General features: G+C 55.4%; 13 protein-coding genes, 1 tRNA gene and 2 rRNA genes (1 of these 16 running past the window's edge). 8 read left to right on the plus strand and 8 right to left on the minus strand.

The window, feature by feature from the left end; genetic code table 11:
- From D1823_RS17910 to D1823_RS17925, 4 genes are all read left to right on the plus strand, one after another.
- Positions 1 to 1,741: ribosomal RNA gene (locus D1823_RS17910) — 23S ribosomal RNA — on the plus strand; it begins 1,089 nt to the left of the window's first position.
- A gap of 153 nt (positions 1,742 to 1,894) precedes the next feature.
- Positions 1,895 to 2,009 (plus strand): 5S ribosomal RNA (rrf, locus tag D1823_RS17915).
- An 86-nt stretch (positions 2,010 to 2,095) separates the two neighbouring features.
- Positions 2,096 to 2,172, plus strand: a tRNA-Met gene (locus D1823_RS17920).
- A gap of 372 nt (positions 2,173 to 2,544) precedes the next feature.
- Positions 2,545 to 5,247: an AsmA family protein gene (locus tag D1823_RS17925; protein WP_162896872.1), complete on the plus strand. Its 2,703-nt coding sequence runs from the start codon at positions 2,545 to 2,547 to the stop codon at positions 5,245 to 5,247.
- A 220-nt stretch (positions 5,248 to 5,467) separates the two neighbouring features.
- On the opposite strand, the gene D1823_RS17930 is transcribed toward D1823_RS17925, so the two are convergent.
- The 4 genes from D1823_RS17930 to D1823_RS17945 are packed head-to-tail and all read right to left on the minus strand — an operon-like array spanning position 5,468 to position 9,692.
- On the minus strand, positions 5,468 to 6,250 hold the full coding sequence (locus tag D1823_RS17930) for a dimethylarginine dimethylaminohydrolase family protein (RefSeq protein WP_117872357.1): 783 nt from the start codon (positions 6,248 to 6,250) through the stop codon (positions 5,468 to 5,470).
- A 3-nt stretch (positions 6,251 to 6,253) separates the two neighbouring features.
- Positions 6,254 to 7,858, minus strand: a complete 1,605-nt coding sequence (locus tag D1823_RS17935; protein ID WP_117872359.1) for a 5-guanidino-2-oxopentanoate decarboxylase — start codon at positions 7,856 to 7,858, stop codon at positions 6,254 to 6,256.
- Complete coding sequence (locus D1823_RS17940) at positions 7,855 to 9,039, minus strand: pyridoxal phosphate-dependent aminotransferase (protein WP_117872361.1); 1,185 nt, start codon at positions 9,037 to 9,039, stop codon at positions 7,855 to 7,857. Before D1823_RS17940 ends, D1823_RS17935 begins: the two co-directional genes overlap by 4 nt.
- Complete coding sequence (locus D1823_RS17945; RefSeq protein WP_117872363.1) at positions 9,036 to 9,692, minus strand: TetR/AcrR family transcriptional regulator; 657 nt, start codon at positions 9,690 to 9,692, stop codon at positions 9,036 to 9,038. Before D1823_RS17945 ends, D1823_RS17940 begins: the two co-directional genes overlap by 4 nt.
- 77 nt (positions 9,693 to 9,769) lie before the next feature.
- On the opposite strand from D1823_RS17945, the gene D1823_RS17950 reads away from it, so the two are divergent.
- From D1823_RS17950 to D1823_RS17965, 4 genes are read left to right on the plus strand one after another with little or no spacing between them, the layout of a single operon-like run.
- Positions 9,770 to 10,567 (plus strand): ABC transporter ATP-binding protein, encoded by a 798-nt coding sequence (locus D1823_RS17950; protein ID WP_117872365.1) that lies wholly within the window; start codon positions 9,770 to 9,772, stop codon positions 10,565 to 10,567.
- A gap of 42 nt (positions 10,568 to 10,609) precedes the next feature.
- Complete coding sequence (locus D1823_RS17955) at positions 10,610 to 11,374, plus strand: transporter substrate-binding domain-containing protein (protein ID WP_117872367.1); 765 nt, start codon at positions 10,610 to 10,612, stop codon at positions 11,372 to 11,374.
- A 9-nt stretch (positions 11,375 to 11,383) separates the two neighbouring features.
- Positions 11,384 to 12,136, plus strand: a complete 753-nt coding sequence (locus tag D1823_RS17960; RefSeq protein WP_117872369.1) for an ABC transporter permease — start codon at positions 11,384 to 11,386, stop codon at positions 12,134 to 12,136.
- The gene (locus tag D1823_RS17965) at positions 12,133 to 12,930 is read left to right on the plus strand and encodes an ABC transporter permease (RefSeq protein ID WP_117872371.1); all 798 of its coding nucleotides are present in this window, start codon (positions 12,133 to 12,135) and stop codon (positions 12,928 to 12,930) included. The genes D1823_RS17960 and D1823_RS17965 overlap by 4 nt, the downstream gene beginning before the upstream one ends.
- 531 nt (positions 12,931 to 13,461) lie before the next feature.
- On the opposite strand, the gene D1823_RS17970 is transcribed toward D1823_RS17965, so the two are convergent.
- Genes D1823_RS17970 through D1823_RS17985 form a run of 4 tightly spaced genes read right to left on the minus strand, consistent with a single transcriptional unit; the run spans position 13,462 to position 17,233 of the window.
- Complete coding sequence (locus D1823_RS17970; protein ID WP_117872373.1) at positions 13,462 to 14,217, minus strand: ABC transporter ATP-binding protein; 756 nt, start codon at positions 14,215 to 14,217, stop codon at positions 13,462 to 13,464.
- 9 nt (positions 14,218 to 14,226) lie between these two features.
- Positions 14,227 to 14,982, minus strand: a complete 756-nt coding sequence (locus D1823_RS17975) for an ABC transporter ATP-binding protein (RefSeq protein WP_117872375.1) — start codon at positions 14,980 to 14,982, stop codon at positions 14,227 to 14,229.
- Positions 14,983 to 14,992: 10 nt separating this feature from the next.
- Positions 14,993 to 16,198, minus strand: coding sequence for a branched-chain amino acid ABC transporter permease (locus D1823_RS17980; protein ID WP_117872377.1), 1,206 nt, complete (start codon positions 16,196 to 16,198; stop codon positions 14,993 to 14,995).
- Between the two features lie 3 nt (positions 16,199 to 16,201).
- A complete protein-coding gene (locus D1823_RS17985) occupies positions 16,202 to 17,233 on the minus strand; it encodes a branched-chain amino acid ABC transporter permease (protein WP_117872379.1) in 1,032 nt (343 codons plus the stop codon).
- Positions 17,234 to 17,240 lie beyond the last annotated feature (7 nt).

Genomic DNA, 17,240 nt, shown 5'->3' on the forward strand with positions numbered 1-17,240 from the left:
AAGCAGCCATCCTTTAAAGATAGCGTAACAGCTCACTGGTCTAAATAAGTTGTCCTGCGGCGAAGATGTAACGGGGCTCAAGCCATGAGCCGAAGCTTAGGATGCCGTAAGGCATGGTAGCAGAGCGTAGTGTGACATAAGACTTATCCTCTTTAGTGTCTTTCGGGGCACCTTGGAGGATCGAGTCTTTTCGATGAAGCCGGCGCGTGAGCGATCCGGTGGAGAGATCACTAGTGAGAATGATGACATGAGTAGCGACAAAGAGTGTGAGAGACACTCTCGCCGAAAGTCCAAGGGTTCCTGCTTAAAGCTAATCTGAGCAGGGTAAGCCGGCCCCTAAGCCGAGGCCGAAAGGCGTAGGCGATGGGAACTAGGTTAATATTCCTAGGCCAGGAGGATGTGACGGATCACAGGTGTAGTTCAATCTTATCGGATTGATTGGGCTGCTGAGTGGTTCCTGGAAATAGCCCTCCATCAGACCGTACCCTAAACCGACACAGGTGGACTGGTAGAGCATACCAAGGCGCTTGAGAGAACGATGTTGAAGGAACTCGGCAAAATACCTCCGTAAGTTCGCGAGAAGGAGGCCCGGTTCCTAGGCAACTAGGGGCTGGGGGCACAAACCAGGGGGTGGCGACTGTTTATTAAAAACACAGGGCTCTGCGAAGTCGCAAGACGACGTATAGGGTCTGACGCCTGCCCGGTGCCTGAAGGTTAAAAGGAGAGGTGAGAGCCTTGAATTGAAGCCCAGGTAAACGGCGGCCGTAACTATAACGGTCCTAAGGTAGCGAAATTCCTTGTCGGGTAAGTTCCGACCTGCACGAATGGCGTAACGACTTCCCCGCTGTCTCCAACATCGACTCAGCGAAATTGAATTGCCTGTCAAGATGCAGGCTTCCCGCGGTTAGACGGAAAGACCCCGTGCACCTTTACTACAGCTTCGCACTGGCATCAGGATTGTGATGTGCAGGATAGGTGGTAGGCTTTGAAGCAGGAACGCCAGTTCTTGTGGAGCCTCCCTTGAGATACCACCCTTCGCACTCTTGATGTCTAACCGCGGTCCGTTATCCGGATCCGGGACCCTGCGTGGCGGGTAGTTTGACTGGGGCGGTCGCCTCCTAAAGCGTAACGGAGGCGCGCGAAGGTTGGCTCAGAGCGGTCGGAAATCGCTCGTTGAGTGCAATGGCAGAAGCCAGCCTGACTGCGAGACTGACAAGTCGAGCAGAGTCGAAAGACGGCCATAGTGATCCGGTGGTCCCGAGTGGAAGGGCCATCGCTCAACGGATAAAAGGTACGCCGGGGATAACAGGCTGATACTGCCCAAGAGTCCATATCGACGGCAGTGTTTGGCACCTCGATGTCGGCTCATCTCATCCTGGGGCTGGAGCAGGTCCCAAGGGTACGGCTGTTCGCCGTTTAAAGAGGTACGTGAGCTGGGTTTAGAACGTCGTGAGACAGTTCGGTCCCTATCTGCCGTGGGTGTAGGAGACTTGAGAGGAGTTGCCCCTAGTACGAGAGGACCGGGGTGAACGATCCACTGGTGGACCAGTTGTCGTGCCAACGGCAGTGCTGGGTAGCTATGATCGGACAGGATAACCGCTGAAGGCATCTAAGCGGGAAGCCCCCCTCAAAACAAGGTCTCCCTGAGGGCCGTGGAAGACCACCACGTCAATAGGCCGGAGATGTAAGCGCAGTAATGCGTTCAGTTGACCGGTACTAATCGCCCGATAGGCTTGATTTGATCCAGTAATGGAAAGACAAATCAAAAACATACACCTCATTAAACATGGATAACTTCGCAGCAACACGCTGCGGTGTTGATTGAAACAACAACCGTGCGGCAACGCGCGTCGCCTCTTTGCAAAGCAAAAAGAGCGACGGGGATTTTCCTCGGTTTGGTGGTCATAGCGCAAGTGAAACACCCGGTCCCATCCCGAACCCGGAAGTTAAGCACTGCCGCGCCAATGGTACTTGGGCTTAAGCCCCGGGAGAGTAGGTCACCGCCAAACCTAGAAAAATCCCCCTTCTCTCTAAACGATGATAAAAACACTACCAGGTCTCAAATAGCCGAATAGGCAATAGACCACCAAAGTGTCGCGGGATGGAGCAGCCCGGTAGCTCGTCAGGCTCATAACCTGAAGGTCGTAGGTTCAAATCCTACTCCCGCAACCAAAATTACCAGTAAAATATCAAGCACTTAGCGCTCCAAGGGGCGCTCCTTGCGCTTGGAGCCTCCTCATGCGGCGCTGCAACGCTTACTCCAAAACGGCTTCACCGTCAGTGCTGTCAGCACCGTCAGCCAAAAAGACATTAAGACAATAATCGATCTCCCGGATGAATTGCTTAACGTCTTCACATCGTCTGGCTCATGACCTGAAGGTCAGAGGGTCAAATCTTACTCCCGAAACAGGTCGAATAATCTCAACACAGCCCGATTTAGAGTAGACATCATACACGTTACCGGAGCGAATTGCGCTCTCGCCCGCGTGGACCTGAAACTATCATCCTGATGGATCACAGGCCAATCATGCACTAACAATCTACTTGGACCTGTCTGATGAGGTTGCGCGGGAAGAATTGGAACCTTGGGAGAGAAGTGTGGGATACATTGTCAAAGGTGTTTTAATTTGTTGCGCTGTCGCGCTTGTTTCTGTTTTTGCGGCCTGGCTTCTCCTGTCTTCCGCGTTGTTTTCTTCTGTCAGAACAGCTTTCGTTGAAAATCTGGTCAGCAAGAAACTTGGTCAGGACGTTAGAATAGAAGATGAAGTACGTCTCGGCCTTGGTCGGCAGTTGCAGATATCAGCGGCAGGGCTGGTACTACCCGGTTCGCCGAAAACAGGTGCGAAGCTGGCGGCAATCGACAAACTTGAATTTGACATTTCCGCGCGTGACCTTTGGAACAATAAGCTTTCGCTAAGTGGCCTTTCCGTCTCGGGTCTTCACCTGAACCTGATCACAGACAAAGATGGCGTTGGAAACTGGCGGTCCATTTCTCAAGCGGATGCTGCAGCCGGGAAAACCGCAAAGTCTCGGCCTCTACCTGTTGTCGGAATGCTGACGGACCGCAAAGTTGACCTGACGGATATCAGAATTTTTTATCAGAACGAATTGAACGGGCTTGAACTGGACCTGCAGCTTCCTGAACTGCTTTTGAAACGCAACGATCAAACCAACACTGCTACTGCGGTAGGAACCGGTTCGTTAAATGGAGAGGGGTTTGATCTGAGTGGGACGTTCCCAGCGGCAGATCCGTTTCAGGTATCGGTGGACTTTGAACAAGCCTCGATTGTTGCCGAAGAGGTCCCTCAGGAAAACGGGCTACAGGTGAGGACGACCATGGAGATTGCGGAACTTGGCCAGCTCCTCGACATCCTGAAGCTCAATCGTGTTTTGGAAGGTACAGGGAATATTGCTGCAACAGTCCAAACGGCTGACGGCATAGCCCGGATCGATGATCTGACCGTGCTGGCGGAGTTGGATGGAGGTCAAAGCGTCTCGCTGACGGGGAAAATCGGAGAGTTGGGGAACCCGGGAGATGTATCGCTGACGACCCGTATTCGGTTGTTCCCGGAAAACTCTGAGCCAGCCCCCGCCGTATCACGATATGATCTCAAACTTGTCGCGGTTGATATGGTTATGGACAGTGTTCCTGGGCAGGTTCCTCAGCGACAAATGGTAATTCAGACCAACGGGTTCACATTGGATACCTCAGGCGAAGGCCCGCCCCCAATCAAGTTTTCCGAGCTTTCCCGAACACCCGAAGGCGCCTTGCGTGTCGGGAGCATCAACTTGAGAATTGGGAACCCAGCTGATCCGTTTATCATTTTGAACGGGTCGGTCGATGACGCGCTGAAGCTGCAAGGCATATCATCTGAAGGTCTGATGGATATTCCGGCAAGCAGCCTGATCTCACCAGAGCTGTTAGGGCCGGACGACCGGCTTGGCAGGTTTTCCGGCGACTTTCATTTGAGCGGCGGTATCAATCAGCTTTCGCTGACGAATTTGGATGGTCAGACGAGTGAAACTGATGTCTGGGCCCTTGGGGTACATGGTTCTGTCAAGAATGTGCTCAAATTCGAGGACCTGGATCTGGCAATTGATGTCGAAGTCCCATCCGGAGCGGATCTGTTGGAGGCACTGTCACTTGAACGCGTGGAAACCGGGCAAGCTCGCTTTGAAATAGGGTTGGTTAGCCAAGGCACCGATTGGAACGCAAATGCCAAAGTCGAGGTTGCCGACTCTGTCCTGCAAATTGCAGCCGATCTTGATGATGCAACAAGCGACCCTGTATTGCGGGGTGCCATTGAAAGTGACCTGATAAAGATAGATCAGATCCGAACCATCGTTCAGGCGGTCGCACAGTTGAGGAAGTTAGGCGGTTCAGAGCCGAGCGAAGAAGACGCCAATAAAGAAGCCAGTGACACTGGCCCGCTAAGAGATGTGACGCTTAAACCTATCGGCCGTTCGATTCTGTTGTCCGGTATGGATATGGATGTTGATATTGATCTTCGGCACATAGAAGGGGCCAAAGGCATCAGCAGTTTGCAAAGCGAACTGACGCTCAACGAAAATGAGTTCAAGGCCGGGCCTTTGAAGTTTGAATACGGAGGCGCTCATTTCGATGTCAGCGGGCAAATGGATCTGTCGGACGAAGCGCATCTGCTTACGTTGACCGGCAAGGCAGGCGGTTGGCAACTGGATGATATTCTTCACAGTCTGAACTTCAAAAAGGGCGCCAGCGGTACGATCTACGCAGATTTTTCGGTGACCGGAGAAACCGATTCACCCAAACACTTTGCCAACACCATGAGCGGCAGCGCCACAGTTTCAATGCGCGATGGCTCGATCGAAACCCAGCTTCTTGATCTGGCAGGGCTAGGGGTCTTGCCTTGGGTGTTTACCAAGGAAAAACAAAAGGTTGCTCCAATCGTATGCTTGCGCGCACCGATCAGTATTTCCAATGGGAATATTTCGACGAAACAAACCACTATGGAAACAGATCATGTTCAGGTTGTTGTCTTCGGCGATGTTAATGTGGCTGGTAAAGCCCTGGACTTGAATCTGCAGCCCCGAAAGATCGGCGAACCTCTTTCGAAGAGCCCCTGGCCAGTGACTTTAAGGGGGCCTCTATCCGAGCCGAAAATCAAGGTCAAAGATGGGCCGAAACGGCTGAAACGATCTGACGGTGCGGACAAAATGCCTGCAAAAAGGAAACTCTGTGTTCCGGATATCTTGCAATTGCAATAGCGGCGGAGGTGGTTGGTTCCTAAACAAATCCGGAACTCGGGAAGGATGACAATGTGTCCGAAAGAAGTTTTCTGCTTCGGGCACGGAGAGTGGACTTCAGGGCAAACTCTGCAAGAAGTCCGACATCCCTTGGGTCAGGATGCATTGCTTCAAAAAAAGACCGGGAACTGTTGATCGCTTCCAACAAGTGCGCCGCTCGCCAGTAGTCGGCAACAGGTCCTCAGAATCTCAACGAAAGACAGGACATACCACCATCCAGCTTTGCACAATCGGTGTTGTCAATTTCAACGACCTCAAAGCCTTCACGGTCCAGCATCTCTGCGGTGCGAGGGAATCCAGCTGCCATCAGTACCAGATTGTTGAACCGGATCGCGTTGGCAGCTGCCTCTTCACCGTCTGCAACATGCAGCACCCGGTAACCTTCAAAGCAGCCCGAAGCGTCCAATCGCCGGGTCGCAAGGATTGTCTCAGCATCCATAAGCGAGCAATCCGTTTTAAAGTGTAAAACCCCCTCGGGCGTGAACACTTCCCGCAGTTTGCACCCCCATTCAGAGGTGATTTTCGCCAGTTCCTCGACACCTTCTGCGTCAGTGCGATCCGACCGGCCCACCAGAATTTCACGCCCGGTTACCAGGATGTCTCCACCTTCGATATGGCCGGGACCTTTGATTTCCATGATCGTTTCGTAGCAGGCACGCAGTGTCGGGGCCATTTCGGCCACTTCCCCCATCCGCGAAGGTGCGCCAGGCCGCATCAGCACAGCACCCTGCGGCAGGCAAAGGGCCGTGTCTTCAACAAACTGCGCGTCAGGAAACACATCCAGGGGTTCAAGCTCGATCACCTGCGCCCCGGTGCTTTTCAGTGCTGCCACATATGCCTTATGCGCGGCTATCATCCCGCCGAAATCCGGGTTTCCGATATCTTCTGCTCGCAATCCGTCAGCTATGGTCGGAGCCGGGCGTCGGGTGATGGCGCGGGAAAACTCAAAACTTGGGTCTGGCATTTTTCAATCTTTCTGAGGTTCGAATTTCGGAGCGGTGATTTCGATCATCGCCGGTCCGCCCAGGGCGGCAGATTCGCGCAACGCTTGCGCGACGGCCTGCGGTTCTGCGGGAGCCGTGGTGAATGAAAGGCCAAATGACTTGGCCGTTGCTGCAAAATCGGGGGGCGAGGGGTTACATCCTATGACCGTCACACCCGCATCCTGCATCGATGTGGCAATTTCACGGTATCCGTGATTGTTCCAGATCACGAAAGTGACCGACAGGTTTTCGTCTGCCGCGGCCATTGCTTCAGGCAGTGAAAACTGCGCACCTCCATCGCCGACGATACATATTACCCGCACCGTCGGATCGGCGATCGACGCGCCGATGGCTGCGGGTATGCCATAGCCGAGCGCACCATATCCCGTTGCCGCATTGAACCAGCCACCTGCCCGGTCGTGGTCGTAGTAAAGATTGCCCGCATAAATGGGCTGGGTGGAATCCCCGACCATCAGAGCATTCGGAGACGCGGAGCGCATTGCATTCAGTATTTCTACCTGATGGCGATAATTCGGGCCGATCTCCTGCCAGGCCGCGTCGCGCGTTTTTCTGGCACGTTCCGCTCCGTCGCTTTGTTTTGCCTCTTGCGGCAAAGCCTCGACCAGAGCGGGCAAAACCAGGTCGACGTCACCTTGAATGGCAACCGCTGCCTCATGCCGTGACAGTTGATCGCTGCACCGATCAACCCATATCAGGCCTGACATTTCCGCAAATTGACCGGTGGCATACATGTCATAGTCGGTTGGCCCAAGCTCGGATCCCAAGGCCAGAACGCAATCGGCGCTTTCTATCAACGCGCGCACCGCCTTCAAGCTGGGGCTGGCCGGAACGGTCAGAATATGCCCGTGCATCAGGCCGCGTGCATTGACGGTTTGCACAACGGGGGCATCCAGGGCTTCGGCCAGTGCTTGCAACCCGGCCTCAGCACGTTTCGCCCCGCCGCCTGCCAGAATGACGACTTTCTTTGCTTCAGCCAGTTGTTTGGCGGCATGTGTGATCAATACCGGGTTGACCGGAGACTCTGGATCGATCGATTCAACTGGTGTTTCCTGATATTCCAACGCTGCGATATCCAGCGGAACCTCTATATGCACCGGACCGGGGCGACCGTTGGTGAGGTTGTGAAAAACACGCGCCAAGACCGGGTCCAGAGCGTTTCTGTCGGAGACTTGTTCGGACGCCAGTGCAACCGTTTTGGCCAGCCCAAGTTGATCAGGCAACTCATGCAGGTGCCCTAAGCTTTTACCAAGAGACGCAGTTTTGTTGACACCGGATACCACCAGCATCGGTATTGAATCGCCTCGCGCCTGCGCCATCGGCGTCAGCGTATTGGTCAATCCGGGGCCAGTGATCACAAAGGCTACTCCCGGCTTGCCCGACGCACGTGCATAGCCATCAGCCATGAAACCTGCGCCCTGTTCGTGTCTGGGTGTAATGTGCCGGATGCCCGAGGCAGCAAGACCTCGGTACAGCTCAACCGTGTGAACGCCCGGTATTCCAAAGACGCAGGTCACATCCCTTTGGCGAAGCTTGGCAACCAGAGCCTCGCCAATTGTCATTCCGCTCATGCGACCTCACGTGATTTGCTGTTGGCGTGATCGATGATACGAGAGACGGCAGTGCCAAAGTCGGTGTCACTGATCGTCAGGGCGACCCGCACCCAGTCCTTCAGGCTGTCCCCAAAGGCGGATCCCGGCATGACGGCCACCCCGGCCTGTAGCAGATCCCAGGCATACGCTTCGCCATCCAGCCCAGTGGCGGAAACGTTGATGAGTGCGAACATTCCCGCTTCGGGCCGGTGGACAGTCAGATCTGTTTCCGCTTCAAGGCGATCGGCCAGCAGGGTGGCGCGGCCAGAAAAGCGGGCGGCCATGCCGGGGGCAACCTCGGACCCGTCGCGGATCGCTTTTTCGGTCATGTCCGCGATGAAAGGCTGGTTGCCAAAAAGCATGGTCTCGGAATAGGGCAATAGCGCTTCGCAGAACGCGGCGGGCCCTACACACCAGCCACTGCGGAACCCAGGAGCGGCATGAGATTTCGAGATGGATGATACGCCAATGACACGATCCGCCAGTTCCGGATCCGCCAATGGCGAAACAAATCGGGCACCGTCAAAGATCAATTCTTCATAGACCTCGTCCGAGATGATCCACAAGTCATGCGCAATAGCGAGCTGCCCGATCTTGGCAACATCTGCGGCGGTCAGGATCGCGCCCGTCGGGTTATGTGGCGTAGTCAGGAGAATGGCGCGGCTGCGCGGAGTGATGCGGGCCGCGATATCTTCGGCCTGCATACGAAACCCGTGCTCTGGCCGCAGCGGTGCGGGTACCATCTCGGCCCCGGATGCGCGAACGACACCTTCATAGGTCGCGTACATCGGATCGCCGACCAGAACTTCGTCACCGGCCTCTGCGACCCCGGCCATGGCTGCAAACAGGGCGGTCTGCGTTCCAGGAAAGCACAGAAAGTTCTCAGGCTCGAATGCCCGCCCGCGAGAGGCGGAATAGCGTGCAGCCAGCGCGTCAAGCAGTCCGGCTTCTCCGCGCCCATTGGAATACCCTGTCCGCTGCGCCCGCAATGAGGTAACGGTGGTTTCGACCAATGCGTCCGACACGGGCACGTCCGGTTCTCCAATCGTCATTTCGACGATATCCGCTCCGGCTTTGATAAGGTCGCGCGCTTTCAGGTGCACGCCCCACTTTGCGCCACCCAAGCCCGCCAACCGTTCTGTCACCGATGTGATCTTCATGACTGCTCCGCCTCTTTGGTCAATGAAATCCCGACGATGGCGCTGACAGAATCCAAACCGATCTGCGCCAGTTGGCCTTCGGAAAAAGCATCCGGAAGCGCACCCCCTTCAAGCCACAGGCCGTCGATCACCGCGTTGCAGGCAATGGCCAGTTGCATTGCTTCTGACGCTGCGACCGAGCGCCCTGTTTCCTGCAATGCGGCGACGATCAGCTTCTCGAGGTGATCCCGGAAATAGTTGTAGGTTTGCTGGTGAATGCGCTGCATTTTCGGGTCGTGCTGCACCTTGTTCAGGAAGCCTGCCCACAAGGCCACAGCGCTTGGATCGACGATTGGTGGTCGCAGTGACGCGTCGACGAAGTTGGTCAGCCGAGACACCGCGCTTCCCTTTCCTGACGAAGCAGCTGTCTGGTCTGTCAGCGTATTCATGTGGTGCTCATACGCCGCCTGAACCAGATCTTCCTTGGATGAGAAATAGTGCCGGATCAGCCCTTGGGTCACGTTCGCGCGGGCTGCGATCTCACGCACTGTGGCGCCCCGAACGCCCATCTCGGCGATCAGGTCCAAAGTCGCCAGAATCAGCGCCTCGCGGCGAAACTTGGCAGACTCACGTTTAAATTTGCGGCTGTCGTCCTGCACGTCAGTGTCATCCATGGCATGGAGTTATTATACACTTGCATAATTGCGAGATTCGGGGCTTACTGCAAGCTGAAATCAGAAGATTCTTGGATATGGACACAGCCAAAGCAGTTTCACCCGCACCCGAAGCAATCACGCCCGACGAGGCGATAAAGGTTGAGGACTTGCATAAATCCTTCGGTACGCTGGAGGTTCTGAAGGGCGTCTCTCTGACTGCAAACAAGGGGGATGTTGTTGCCATTATCGGGGGATCGGGCTCTGGAAAATCCACCATGCTGCGCTGCATCAACTTTTTGGAAACACCGAGTTCAGGAAAGATCAACATTGGCGGCGAACTGGTTGAAATGCACGCGGATGGCAGCCCCTCCAACCGCCGTCAGATCGAACGCATCCGCACGCGGCTGGCCATGGTCTTCCAGCAGTTCAATCTGTGGACACACCGTACGCTTTTGGAAAACGTGATCGAAGTGCCCGTGCATGTCCTCAAGGTGCCGAAGGCAGAGGCTATCGCGCGGGCGCATGAACTGCTGAAGAGGGTGGGCCTCGGCGACAAGGCCGACACCTATCCGGCCTATCTTTCGGGTGGTCAGCAACAGCGCGCCGCCATCGCCCGGGCGCTTGCCGTCGATCCTTCGGTGATGCTTTTCGATGAACCCACGTCAGCGCTTGATCCCGAGCTTGTAGGCGAAGTTCTGACCGTGATCCGCGATCTTGCCGGCGAAGGGCGCACAATGCTGCTTGTTACCCATGAAATGAAATTCGCACGCGAAGTCGCAGACCACGTTGTCTATCTCTTCGAGGGCCGCATCGAAGAGCAGGGCCCACCTGCCGAGGTCTTCGGAAACCCGAAATCAGAGCGCCTGAAGCAGTTCCTCAGCTCGGTCGCCTGATCCGGAAAAACAACACATAATGAACCAAAAGGGAGTACCAAAATGAACGTCAAGAAACTGCTCGTGTCCGGCCTTGCCGCCGCTGTCCTTTCGGCTGGTGTCGCCAGCGCCGAAGAGGTCAAGATCGGCATCGCGGCCGAACCTTATCCGCCCTTCGCGTCGCTGGACAGTTCAGGCAACTGGGTCGGTTGGGAGATCGATGTCATCAATGCGGTCTGTGCCGCTGCGGAACTTGACTGTGTCATCACGCCGGTCGCCTGGGACGGTATCATCCCGTCGCTGACCGGACAGCAGATCGACGCCATCATGGCGTCGATGTCGATCACCGAGGAGCGGCTGAAAACCATTGATTTCAGTGATCCTTACTACAACACACCTGCCGTAATCGTCGCGGACAAATCGATGGATATCGAAGCGACCCCAGAGTCGCTGGCCGGTAAGGTTGTCGGCGTTCAGGCGTCGACCATCCATCAGGCATATGCACAGGAATATTTCAAGGATTCCGAACTGCGGGTTTATCAGACTCAGGATGAGGCCAACCAGGATCTTTTCGCAGGTCGTATTGACGCCACTCAGGCCGACAGTATCGCCATGGCGGACTTCGTGAACTCGGATGCCGGGGCATGCTGTGAAATCAAAGGCGCCGTCGCAGATGATCCGGCTATCTTGGGACGAGGCGTTGGCGCCGGTGTTCGCAAGGGGGATGATGAGCTGCTTGCGGCGCTGAACAAGGGCATCGCGGCAATTCTTGCCGATGGAACGCACGAGAAGATTACCTCGAACTATTTCTCGGCCAGCATCTACTAAGCGGCTGCTGTGACCGGACTGTTGGAATCACTTGGATTGGCGCAGAGCGCAGAGCTACTGTCGCTGTCGCCACCGGGTTGGGGGGGCAATCTGCTGCGCGGATTGTCCCACTCATTGCAGATCGCTTTTGGTGCATATGCGCTCGGCCTCGTGATCGGATTGTTCGGAGCCTATGGCAAACTATACGGCGGGAAGGTCACGCGCGATCTTCTTGCCATTTACACGACCGTGATCCGGGCCGTGCCGGAACTGGTCCTGATCCTGATCCTGTATTACGTGGGATCTGACATCATCAACAAAATCTCCGCTGCAATGGGTGGAGGACGGGTCGAGGTCAATGGCGTCGCCGCGGGCATTTGGGTTCTCGGCGTTGTTCAGGGCGCATATGCAACCGAGATTCTGCGCGGAGCCATTCAGGCGGTTCCACCCGGACAGATCGAGGCGGCCAAATCCTACGGGATGCCCGCCTTCATGACCATGCGGCGTGTCACAATCCCCGCCATGATGGGCTTTGCAGTACCCGGTCTGGCCAACTTGTGGCTGATCGCCACCAAGGACACTGCACTGCTCGCGGTCGTCGGGTTCAACGAACTGACACTGGAAACCCGGCAGGCCGCCAGCAGCACCCGGGCCTATTTTACCTTCTTTCTGGCAGCGGGTTTTCTCTACCTCATGGTCACCCTCTTTTCTGGTGGTATCTTCGCGCGGATCGAGAAATGGGCGCGTCGCGGTCAACCTTCTCTGAAAGGTGGTGGCAGATGATCGATCTCAGATCTTTGATGCAACCCCATCGTATCGTGATGATGTTGGTCTTTGCCGGGATCGTGATTTGGTGTGCGATGGCGTTGCGGTGGGACTGGTTGCCGAAATACGCTCCGCTTGCATTGCAGGGAATCTGGACCACACTCTGGCTGCTTGTTGTCACCGTCGTTCTCGGATTTCTGCTGGCTGTACCACTCGGGTTGGCCCAGGCCGTTGGGCCCTGGTACCTTGCGGCACCTGCCAAGGCGTTCTGCACCATCATTCGGGGCACACCTCTGCTTTTGCAGCTTTGGTTGCTGTATTATGGCCTCGGCTCACTGTTTCCTCAATTCCCATGGATACGATCGTCCGAACTTTGGCCGTATCTACGTCAGGCCTGGCCTTATGCGGTGCTGGCCTTAACGCTTTCTTATGCGGGCTACGAAGGTGAGGTAATGCGCGGAGCCTTCAAAGGTGTCGCCAAAGGTCAGCTGGAGGCGGCCAAGTCGTTTGGAATGCCAAGGCTGACGATGTTCCGCCGCATCTGGTTGCCGCAGGCAATCCGCAACGTTCTGCCGACCCTGGGTGGTGAAACCATCCTCCAGTTAAAGGCTACGCCCTTGGTTGCCACGATTACGGTGGTTGATATCTACGCCGTGTCATCCCGGGTGCGGTCCGATACGTTTATCGTTTATGAGCCGCTCATCCTGCTAGCCGTATTCTACATTCTCGTTGCAGGTTTTATTGCTTTGGGGTTCCATTGGCTGGAAGTGAAGGTGCTGGGAACAGGAAACCGCAATCGGTCTGCCGGATAGTACAAGCCAGAAGTGAAGCGAAACCCGCTGCCGTATTCCTGATGCAGCCCTTGCGTGGAGTTTACTGGCAACTCTGGGCTGGTGCCTGACGTTCTCGTCTATTGTACAAAGAGGTACAACACCAAGCCGCAATCGATTGGTCGGCGCAGTGGCGGATGCCACGAACTATCGCGATCCTTGCAAGCTTTCCAGCCCTCATCGCGTGCCACTCGCCTGGAAACAAAGGCCGGGCGATTTCACGAGCGGCTGCACATTTTCCTGAAACCGTGCAACCGGCGGGTTCGGCAACAGGTCAAGTTCATCGATCCCGGCTCCAAGTCTATTGGGGCGCGAAATTTGAGGCGCGTATTCAGCGCAGGCCAGACTGAACTTATTGCGGCAAGACCGTATTCAGATTTGAACTGACGACCGACATTTTGGTGGTGAAACGCCTTTGGTCGCGCGAATGGGCAGGACCTGCACTGAACGCGGGTCTTCCCAAGCCACGAATTGGTCATGCCCCTTGGGTCTGTTTGCAATTCAGCATGACGCTTAGATCGCCAGGTACTCCTCACGAAGACTGGTGTCTTCAAGCACTTCTTGCGCCGTTCCGTCAAATACGATGGTCCCGGTGTCAAGGATGATCGCGCGGTCCGCCAACTCCAGAGCGCGAACTGCGTTCTGTTCAACGATGATCGTGGTCATACCCTGTTGCTTGACGTGTATGAGGGTTTTTTCGATTTCGTCGACGATGACAGGCGCCAAACCTTCATACGGTTCATCCAAAAGCAGCACTTTGATGTCCCTGGCAAGAGCTCTGGCGATCGACAGCATCTGTTGTTCGCCACCTGACAGTGTAATCCCTTCCTGCTTCCTGCGTTCTCCGAGACGCGGGAACAACTCGTACAGCCGTTCGAGGGACCATCCGATCGGAGGCGCAATCTGTGCAAGCTGCAGGTTTTCTTCAACTGTCAGGCCGGGAATGATGCGCCTGTCTTCTGGTACAAGACCAAGGCCCACTGCCGCCGCTTCATAGCTTGTCATGTTGTGCAGCGGCTTGTGGTCCAACCAGATTTCGCCATGTCTAACCTCTGGATCTCCAACTCTCGCAATCGAACGCAGCGTCGAGGTTTTGCCCGCGCCGTTGCGTCCAAGAAGAGCAAGAATCTCGCCTTCATGTACGTTGAAGCTGACGCCCTGCACGATGTAGCTTTCTCCGTAATAGGAGTGCATATCCCAAACGGAAAGAAACGCAGGGGCGGTGCTGGCCAGATTGGCGTTTTTCGAAAAGTCAGGTTTCTCGTTCATAGCTTTTCCTTACGCCGCCTCGCCCAGATAGGCTTCACGAACCTTGGGATGTCCACGGATTTTTTCTGGAGTATCTTCGACCAGCGGCGTCCCTTGCGCCAGAACTGTGATGCGTTCCGCAAGGCTGAAGACAACATGCATGTCATGCTCGATGATCGCGATGGTGATGTCGCGTTCATCCTTGATCTGCTTCAGCAGGTCGATCGTGTTGTTGGTATCCGCCCTCGCCATCCCCGCCGTCGGTTCGTCCAGCAGCAACAACCGCGGGTTCTGACTGAGGCACATGCCAATCTCAAGCCGCCGCTTGTCGCCGCGCGACAGCGAGGCCGCGTGCATCTCACGCTTGTCGGCCATGTTCATCTCTTCCAGCATCGCTTCGGCCTGTTCGACAACAGCCTTTTCGTTGGCGATGGTCTCATAAGCATGCATCCGGAACGCCCCATCCCGCATGGCGAAAATCGGAATCAACATGTTCTCCATCACCGTCAGTTCACCAAAAATCTCTGGTGTTTGAAACACGCGGCTTATGCCCATCTGGTTGATCTGGAAGGGTTCAAGCCCCAAGACCGAGGCGTTGTCGAACAACACGGACCCGGTGTCCGGCATGAGCTTGCCGACCAGACAATTCAGCAAGGTCGACTTGCCCGCCCCATTGGGCCCGATAATCGCGTGAACCGAATTCTCCTCGACGCTGAGATTCACATCCGTGAGTGCCTTGAGACCGCCGAAGCGCTTGCTGACGTCTTTGACTCTTAGAATTGCCATGGCTCGCCCCTTATTCCGCCGGTTCCGTTTTGCCCGACGTCGCGTCGTCGGATTTCGATTTCTTGCGCTTGACCCGGTTGAGCAAACGTTGACCTCCTTCGACCAGACCACCCGGCAAGTAGATAACGACAAGCATGAAAAGAATGCCCAGCGTCAGATGCCAGCCTTTTCCGATGAACGGATGGATCACAAACACAATCGCGTCCTCCAACCCGTCAGGCAGGAAAGCAAACCAACTGTGCAATACGTTGTCGTTGATTTTCGAGAAGATGTTCTCGAAATATTTGATGAAGCCTGCACCCAGCACCGGACCTATCAAGGTTCCTGTGCCGCCCAGGATCGTCATCAAAACGACCTCGCCCGATGCGGTCCACTGCATACGTTCAGCGCCTGCCAGCGGGTCCATTGCGGCCATCAGACCACCAGCCAAGCCAGCATACATGCCAGAGATGACAAATGCTGCCAGCGTATACGGCTTTGAGTTCAGGCCGGTATAGTTCATCCGCTGCTGGTTCGATTTGACCGCCCGCAGCATCATCCCGAAAGGTGAACGAAAAATTCGGATGGACAGATAGAAGACCACCATCATAATCACCGCACACAGATAGTATCCAGCGTTGAAATCAAAGCTCCACGCACCCACGTCCAATGTGTAGGTTGCGCGCATCGGCAACCCGAACAGATGCGGCAGGTCCGGCGAGTTCGCGCCCTGCAGAATCTGCGGATCGTCCGCGTAAACCTGCAATCCGGTTTCCCCATTTGTCAGGTTGAACTTGGGGTTCGACAAAACCGAGTAAGCCAACGCAAAGCTCATCTGAGCGAAGGCCAGCGTGAGGATCGAAAAATAGATACCCGACCGGCGCAGGCTGACAAACCCGATCAGCAATGAGAACACTCCGGCAACCACAACGCTGAGTGCGATGGCCGGGATGATATTGTAGCTCAGCAGCTTGAACATCCACACGGCTGAATAGGATCCAACGCCCAGAAAGGCCGCGTGACCGAATGACAAATATCCGGTAAGGCCAAACAGGATGTTGAAGCCTATGGCAAAGATGCCAAAGATGACAAAGCGCTGCATCAAATCCGGATAGCCCGCGTTGAATTGCGCCATGGCGCTGCCTTCCGGGAACGGGTTCAGGATGAAGGGCGCCAGCATCGTAAGGAAGCCGACGATGATCAGCAGGCTGGTGTCTTTCTTATTCAGTCCCAACATCGATTATTCCTCCATCACGCCTTTGCGTCCCATCAACCCGCGCGGGCGTGTGAGCAGCACAATAATGGCAACAAGGTAGATGATGATTTGGTTGATGCCCGGGATCGTCGTTGTGGCCCAGGTCGTTGAGGCAAAGCTTTCCAGAATGCCCAGCAAAAAGCCGGCAAGCACGGCTCCGGGGAGTGAACCCATGCCGCCGACAACAACCACAACGAAACTGAGGACCAGAAAATCCATCCCCATGTGATAGTTTGGTGGGTTGAGCGGCCCGTACATTACGCCGGCCAAACCAGCCACCGCAGCAGCGATACCGAACATGATCGTAAAGCGCCGGTCGATGTTGATTCCCAGCAAGCCAACAGTTTCGCGATCCGCCATGCCGGCCCGCACGACCATGCCAAACGTGGTGAATTGCAGGAATGAGAAGACGGCGCCGATAATGGCGACAGCAAAGCCAAAATAAACCAAACGCCAGATCGGGTAGATGATCGCGTTGGGATCAAACCCGATCATTGTGCCAAGGTCGATAGAGCCGCTCAGCCCGTCGGGCGGCGGAGTTTGGATTGGGTTGGCACCGAAGAAATACTTCACGATTTCTTGCAACACGATCGCCAGACCGAACGTGACAAGGATCTGGTCAGCGTGGGGGCGTTTGTAGAAATGCTTGATAAGCCCGCGTTCCATCACATAGCCAACCGTCAACATGATTGGGATCGCAAAAAGGATAGCCAGGGGGACAGTCCAGTCGATAATCGTCGCACCAACCTCTGGGCCAAACCACGCCTCAATATAGGGCGTTTCAACCTTCAGTGGGTTGCCCAGAAAGTCGGTTTGGCTCTCGTCGATGGTAACAAAGCTCAAGTTCATGAGTTTTTGCAAAGTGACAGCACAGAACGCACCGATCATGAACAGGGCCCCATGGGCAAAGTTCACAACGCCGAGCGTCCCAAAAATAAGCGTCAGCCCCAGCGCAATCAGCGCATAAGCCGACCCTTTGTCCAGACCGTTCAGAATTTGCAATAGGATGGCGTCCATTGGCCCA

The sequence above is a fragment of the Ruegeria sp. AD91A genome, assembly GCF_003443535.1.
Classification (GTDB): Bacteria; Pseudomonadota; Alphaproteobacteria; order Rhodobacterales; family Rhodobacteraceae; genus Ruegeria.

Coding starts and splice junctions, on each gene's coding strand:
- D1823_RS17930 (WP_117872357.1), bottom strand. CDS start 6,250: ATGCCAGACCCAAGTTTTGAGTTTTCCCGCGCCATCACCCGACGCCCG.
- D1823_RS17935 (WP_117872359.1), bottom strand. CDS start 7,858: ATGAGCGGAATGACAATTGGCGAGGCTCTGGTTGCCAAGCTTCGCCAA.
- D1823_RS17940 (WP_117872361.1), bottom strand. CDS start 9,039: ATGAAGATCACATCGGTGACAGAACGGTTGGCGGGCTTGGGTGGCGCA.
- D1823_RS17945 (WP_117872363.1), bottom strand. CDS start 9,692: ATGGATGACACTGACGTGCAGGACGACAGCCGCAAATTTAAACGTGAG.
- D1823_RS17950 (WP_117872365.1), top strand. CDS start 9,770: ATGGACACAGCCAAAGCAGTTTCACCCGCACCCGAAGCAATCACGCCC.
- D1823_RS17955 (WP_117872367.1), top strand. CDS start 10,610: ATGAACGTCAAGAAACTGCTCGTGTCCGGCCTTGCCGCCGCTGTCCTT.
- D1823_RS17965 (WP_117872371.1), top strand. CDS start 12,133: ATGATCGATCTCAGATCTTTGATGCAACCCCATCGTATCGTGATGATG.
- D1823_RS17970 (WP_117872373.1), bottom strand. CDS start 14,217: ATGAACGAGAAACCTGACTTTTCGAAAAACGCCAATCTGGCCAGCACC.
- D1823_RS17975 (WP_117872375.1), bottom strand. CDS start 14,982: ATGGCAATTCTAAGAGTCAAAGACGTCAGCAAGCGCTTCGGCGGTCTC.
- D1823_RS17980 (WP_117872377.1), bottom strand. CDS start 16,198: ATGTTGGGACTGAATAAGAAAGACACCAGCCTGCTGATCATCGTCGGC.
- D1823_RS17985 (WP_117872379.1), bottom strand. CDS start 17,233: ATGGACGCCATCCTATTGCAAATTCTGAACGGTCTGGACAAAGGGTCG.